Origin of the sequence: Megasphaera sp. DJF_B143, from assembly GCF_900320625.1 — a bacterium.
GTDB classification, from domain to species: domain Bacteria; phylum Bacillota; class Negativicutes; order Veillonellales; family Megasphaeraceae; genus Megasphaera; species Megasphaera hexanoica.
The window spans coordinates 1-2,590 of sequence record NZ_ONTA01000077.1; the positions used below are offsets into that span (position 1 = coordinate 1).

A 2,590-nucleotide genomic window follows, 5' to 3' on the forward strand; every position below is an offset into this window, starting at 1 on the left:
CCACCAGACAAAGAAGGGCGCAGATGCCAAACTTCGTATGCTTGGTATGACCGCTCTGGATTCCCTGGACCATTTCATAAAATCCAATGAGAATCAGATAGATAGAGGAAACGATAAGCGGTACGGAAGAGTAAAGGCCGCTCCGTACCAGCATAGTTTCTGCTGCGATGATGACCGGGATACCTGCATACAGCACGGGACCCCAGAAACGCTTTTTGACACCTTTCAAGAGCAGTGCCAAAATAGACAGGAATAATATGACCGTAACGGCAATCGTCGTCCAGTGAAATCCCTGGATGCGGGCAATCCCATACCACGATGACGGCAGGGATGAAATGAGCAGCGATCCTGCAGCGGCACAGCGGCCAAACCAGCGGAACGGCACGCCCCAGGCTTTGCGGATGTCAATGGAATACCCTGCCAGCATAATCGCCGCCGCCAGGGTAGCCAGCAGCAGGAACGGGATATATTCTGAATCGAGTGCAGCCAGTCCGAATGCCGCGAACACCGTAATCGTAAGGGTCCAGGAATATACGGACAGGCGGATTTCATCATTGTGGCGCTGCAGCAGGCCATAAAACGGCACCAGCAGTACGAGCAGAATCCACATAAAAGCTGCTCCTCCCGGCGCATTGACCGGACCTCCGCTGGCTGCCCAGAGCAGTACCCCCAGAGCATAGAGAATCACTGCCCCGGCGGAACGAAGGAGATAGATACCTGGCAGTGACAGCAGTACCCATCCAGCAAGATAGGAAGGCGTATCCCAGCCCACATAATAGGTCTGCAAAGCTATCGCCAGAGAAACGCCCAGTATAAGGACATGAGTGACAGCAATCACTTCACCGCCCCAGGTTCCCTGCCGACTGCGGAGCATCCCGGCACCAACGGCGATTTGTGAAAAAAGCAGCAGTCCTGCCGCCAGTCCGATGCGCACGGCAAAACTCGTCTGGTACCAGAAACCAGACAGTCCCCATATCAGTGCCATACCGGCAATAGTAAGGCCCAGCGCCGTTACTACAATCAGCAATGGCAGGGGAATGCCTGCCGTTTTCGTTTCCAGTATATGACGTATCTGGACAGCCCCTTCACGGGAAACCCATCCTCTGGATTCCCATTCCCGGATCTGCTGTTCCAGCCATTTTGTGTCCATGTGTTCCATATTATATGTGTCCCCCAGGCAGAGTATGTATTCATTCTAAGCGTACCATCAGCTTATATCGATATCAGTATATCACAAAAACTACAAATTCCCTATAAAAAAAGAGACTCTGTCCCTATTTTATAGAACAAAGTCTCTTTCTCGTCTCTACCTGGCATCGGTACAGGAATCCTGCCTTCCGTCACAAACCGGCACAAGGAACCTGCCACCTGCATTCATTTAACTATGAGAACAGGGCATCCGGAATGAGTTACGACATAACTACTGACCGAACCCATGAACAACCCTTTCAGCGGTCCCAGGCCACGGCTTCCCATGACGATCAGATCGGCTTTATATTTTTTGGCAACCGATAAGACGGCCGGTCCGGGCGAACCGACTTCAAAAACCGTCTTCACGTCGATGCCTTCCGGTACTTCCTTAGCAAAATCGTCGAGGACGCCTTTGCCTTCTTCTTCCATATCGAGGGCGACCTGTTCAGTCACATAACCGCTGGCATTGGGAATCTGATCAAAATTAGAAATGACGGATACGATATTAGCCACGTACACCAACGTAATGGACGCACCCAAAGAAGAAGCAAGAACTATAGCGTGTTCTAATGCGCGTTTGGAGTTCACAGAACCATCGGTTGGGACAATGATATTTTTGTAAGCTTTCATATAAATCCCTCCTCGTCTCACCATCGTACTGACCTTTCCTATTATATGTATTCGCTATTATCTATCAAATTCCTGCAAAACTTATTGAAAATTTTTAAAAAAATCTCTCCTATTGCCAGTCCATCGTTTTATACGATTATGCGCATAAATAATTCTATATAATCTTATCCTGGTTTCAGGTATAGTCTGGAATGTACACATTTCATAGCTATTTATGCATAGCCACGAGACATTGATTTGTGCTATAATAAAATTAAGTTTATTAAAAATTTTAACAAGAAAGGTGATTTACATGAACAAACTGTGCAGGATACTGTCTGGCTCACTGGCTTTGCTCACACTCAGCGCACCACCGGTATTCGCTAACGAGGCAGCCCATGAATTAGTGAACAATTCACTGCCCGTTTGGAGCATCATCCCCTTCGTCGGCATGCTCCTGTCTATTGCTATCATCCCTCTTTTTAAAGGTGAATGGTGGGAAAAGAATATGAAGTGGGTCTCTCTCGGCTGGTCGCTCATCTTCCTCATTCCCTTTTCCGCAGCCTACGGTGCCGGTGAAGGGGCCTTTCGTCTCCTCGAATCGGTACTGCTGGACTACATCCCATTCATCGTTCTGCTCTACGGTCTCTTTGTCGCCGCTGGTGGCATCGTCATTAAAGGTACTCTGGCCGGCACAACAAAGATCAATGCTCTGCTGCTGCTCATCGGCACGGCACTTGCCAGCTGGATTGGGACGACCGGAGCTGCCATGCTGATGATCCGTCCTCTC

General features: G+C 49.2%; 3 protein-coding genes. 1 reads left to right on the forward strand and 2 read right to left on the reverse strand.

What is annotated here, in order from left to right; all coding sequences use genetic code 11:
- Together DBO31_RS02265 and DBO31_RS02270 are read right to left on the reverse strand one after the other, a co-directional pair.
- Positions 1–1,159: DUF2157 domain-containing protein (locus DBO31_RS02265; RefSeq protein WP_150824337.1), on the reverse strand; the 1,159-nt coding region annotated here is incomplete at its 3' end.
- Between the two features lie 215 nt (positions 1,160–1,374).
- Positions 1,375–1,821, reverse strand: coding sequence for a universal stress protein (locus DBO31_RS02270; protein ID WP_059076683.1), 447 nt, complete (start codon positions 1,819–1,821; stop codon positions 1,375–1,377).
- A 292-nt stretch (positions 1,822–2,113) separates the two neighbouring features.
- Between DBO31_RS02270 and DBO31_RS02275 the strand changes: the two genes are divergently transcribed.
- A partial coding sequence (locus DBO31_RS02275) for a sodium:proton antiporter (protein WP_200817436.1) occupies positions 2,114–2,590 on the forward strand: 477 nt, incomplete at its 3' end.

Excerpts from the sequence above, each read along its gene's own strand:
- DBO31_RS02270 (WP_059076683.1), bottom strand. The coding sequence starts at position 1,821 with ATGAAAGCTTACAAAAATATCATTGTCCCAACCGATGGTTCTGTGAAC.